Here is a 2,599-nt window from a genome sequence, read left to right as displayed (position 1 = left end):
GTGCTCGTTGCGGCCGCCAACGGCCCGCTCAAGGGCATCCTGGCCTTCACCAACGAGCCGCTGGTTTCCATCGACCTCAACCACAACCCGGCCTCGTCGACCTTCGCGCTCGACCAGACCAAGGTCATCGACGGCAACCTGGTGCGCGTCATGTCCTGGTACGACAACGAGTGGGGCTTCTCCAACCGCATGGCCGACACGGCCGTCGTCATGGGCAAGACCATCGCCTGATCGGGCTACTTCATCCGTTCTTCAACGCCCGGCTTCGGCCGGGCGTTTTCGTTTTTGCTGCACCGCAAGAAAATCTTTGGCACAAGCTGGCAAAAATCCATTCTTGCTTGCATGCGGCCTTTTCTTCGCCGCACTCTCAACCGACGCAGCTAGAAGCATGATCCTGAACCGAAGGTCCGCGTAGCGAACAGTGGGATTCGGTTTTCGCAAAGATCATGCTCCAGCAAGATTATTGAGCTTCATTCCGACGCAATCGGAGTGGAACAGGCACTGACTGCTTTGCGGACGGGTCGGGATGGAACAGGCGGTATATCTAGTCACGCTGGTGGGCACCGCCTTGGTGGTGGCCGCGGCGTTTTCGAGCCTGATCGCCTTCCGCTTCGGCGCCCCGCTGCTGCTGCTCTTCCTTGGAATCGGCCTCGCCAGCGGCGTCGACGGCCTCGGCATCGTCTTCGACAACGCCCACCTCGCCTATTTCGTCGGCGCCATAGCGCTCGCCGTCATCCTGTTCGATTCAGGCTTCGGCACGCCTGTTGGCGTCCTGCGGCAGGCCGGTCTGCCGGCCTTGACGCTGGCAACGATCGGCGTTGGCATCACGACGGTGATCTTCGGCATCGCAGCCTATTATCTCACCGGCTTCACCTGGCTCGAATCCTTCCTGCTTGGTGCCGCCGTCGCCTCCACTGACGCTGCTGCCGTGTTTTTCCTTTTGCGCGCCGGCAACATCAATCTGCGCGAGCGCGTCCGCTCGACGCTCGAAATCGAGTCCGGCACCAACGACCCGATCGCCATCTTCCTGACCATCACCCTGGTCGAGATCATCGCGCTCGGCGCCAAGCCCGACGCCGACCTGCTGCTTGTCGACCTCGTCATCGGCTTCTTCGTCCAGATGATCCTGGGTGCCGCCATCGGCCTGCTCGGCGGCTTCCTGATCGTCAAGCTGGTCGAGCGCCTCAACCTCGACCGCGGCCTGCTGCCGATCTTCGTGCTGACGCTCTCGCTGCTGGTCTTCGCCGCGGCCGGCGCCGTCGGCGGCTCAGGCTTCCTCGCCGTCTATCTCGCCGGCCTGGTTGCCGGCAATTCCGACATCCGCGCCGTGTCGACGCTCAAGCGCTTCCAGGACGGCATGTCCTGGCTCGCCCAGATCATCATGTTTCTGGTGCTTGGCCTGTTCGCCACGCCGTCGCAGTTTCCAGCGATCCTTGTGTCGGCGCTGCTGCTTGGCCTGTTCCTGATGTTCATCGCGCGCCCCATCGCGGTCTGGCTGTGCCTGATTCCGTTCAAGTTCCCGCGCCAGGAAACCGCCTTCATCTCCTGGGTCGGCCTGCGCGGCGCGGTGTCCATCCTGCTCGCCATCACGCCGCTGCTCGGCGGGCTCGAAAACGGCCGTGCCATCTTCAACATCGCCTTCATTATCGTACTCACCTCGCTGGTGATCCAGGGCTGGACCGTCGGTCCCCTCGCCCGCCGTCTCGGCCTGATCGTGCCGCAGCGCTTCGGCCCGCTCGACAAGGTCGAACTCGAATTGCCGGGCTCGGCTCACCATGAACTGCTCGCCTACAAGGTCGTGCCGGGCTCGCCTGTGGCCAAGGGCCAGCGCATCCCGCGATGGGCCAGGCCTTCGCTGGTCGTGCGCGACGGCCGCTCGATGCGCTTCCAGGACATGGGCCGCCTGCAGGCGGGCGACAACGTCTACATCTTCGTTCCCGACCGCTATCCGCGCCTGCTCGACAGGCTGTTTGCCTCCCGTGCCGAGGTCCATGCCGAGGACGAGGATTTCTTCGGCGCCTTCACTGTCGACCAGGCCCACCTCGCCGGCGAGCTTGTCGCCATCTACGGCGCGTCGGTGAAGGACGAAGAGCTCAAGCTCACCATCGGCGACCTCATCAAGCAGCGCCTGGGCGGCCGCGTCGAATATGCCGACCGCGTCTCTCTCGGCCTCATCGACCTTATCGTGCGCGAGGTCGATGAAAAGGGACGCATCGTCGCGGTTGGCCTGTCGATCGAGCCGGCCCCTCCACCGCCACCGGTGCCGGTCTTCCTCAGCGCCGGCGAGATCCGCGACCGTCTGTCCGCATTCTGGGCGCGGCGTTCCCGCAAGGCACCGGCCAAACCCGCAGCACCGGCAACCACGTCTGAGAGACTGTCCGAGGACGCTTGAGCGCGCCGCCTTCCCCCTCCCCCTTGTGGGGAGGGGTTAGGGGTGGGGGTAATTGCCGCTCAATGGTCCAAACACCCCCACCCTGTATCCCTCCCCACAAGGGGGAGGGAGGGCGTCAACGTCCCGCCAGGCCAAATGCCCCGACCCACAATTTTCCTTTTCCCCACCCCCACAAACCTTGCATCCGCGCTGACGCTGGGTATGGTC

General features: G+C 64.3%; 1 protein-coding gene and 1 pseudogene. Both read left to right on the top strand.

Translation table 11 applies throughout. The annotated features are described in order from the left end of the window. Positions 1–231: pseudogene (locus tag AC1DUU_RS28990) on the top strand (erythrose-4-phosphate dehydrogenase); the annotation flags it as partial. A 295-nt stretch (positions 232–526) separates the two neighbouring features. Then, a complete protein-coding gene (locus tag AC1DUU_RS28985) occupies positions 527–2,392 on the top strand; it encodes a potassium/proton antiporter (protein ID WP_476786778.1) in 1,866 nt (621 codons plus the stop codon). The last annotated feature ends 207 nt before the right edge of the window (positions 2,393–2,599 follow it).

This window comes from Aminobacter sp. P4_H6_2 (assembly GCF_056400805.1).
Note: the sequence above shows the minus strand (reverse complement) of the source record. Positions and strands in the feature narration are given on the sequence as shown.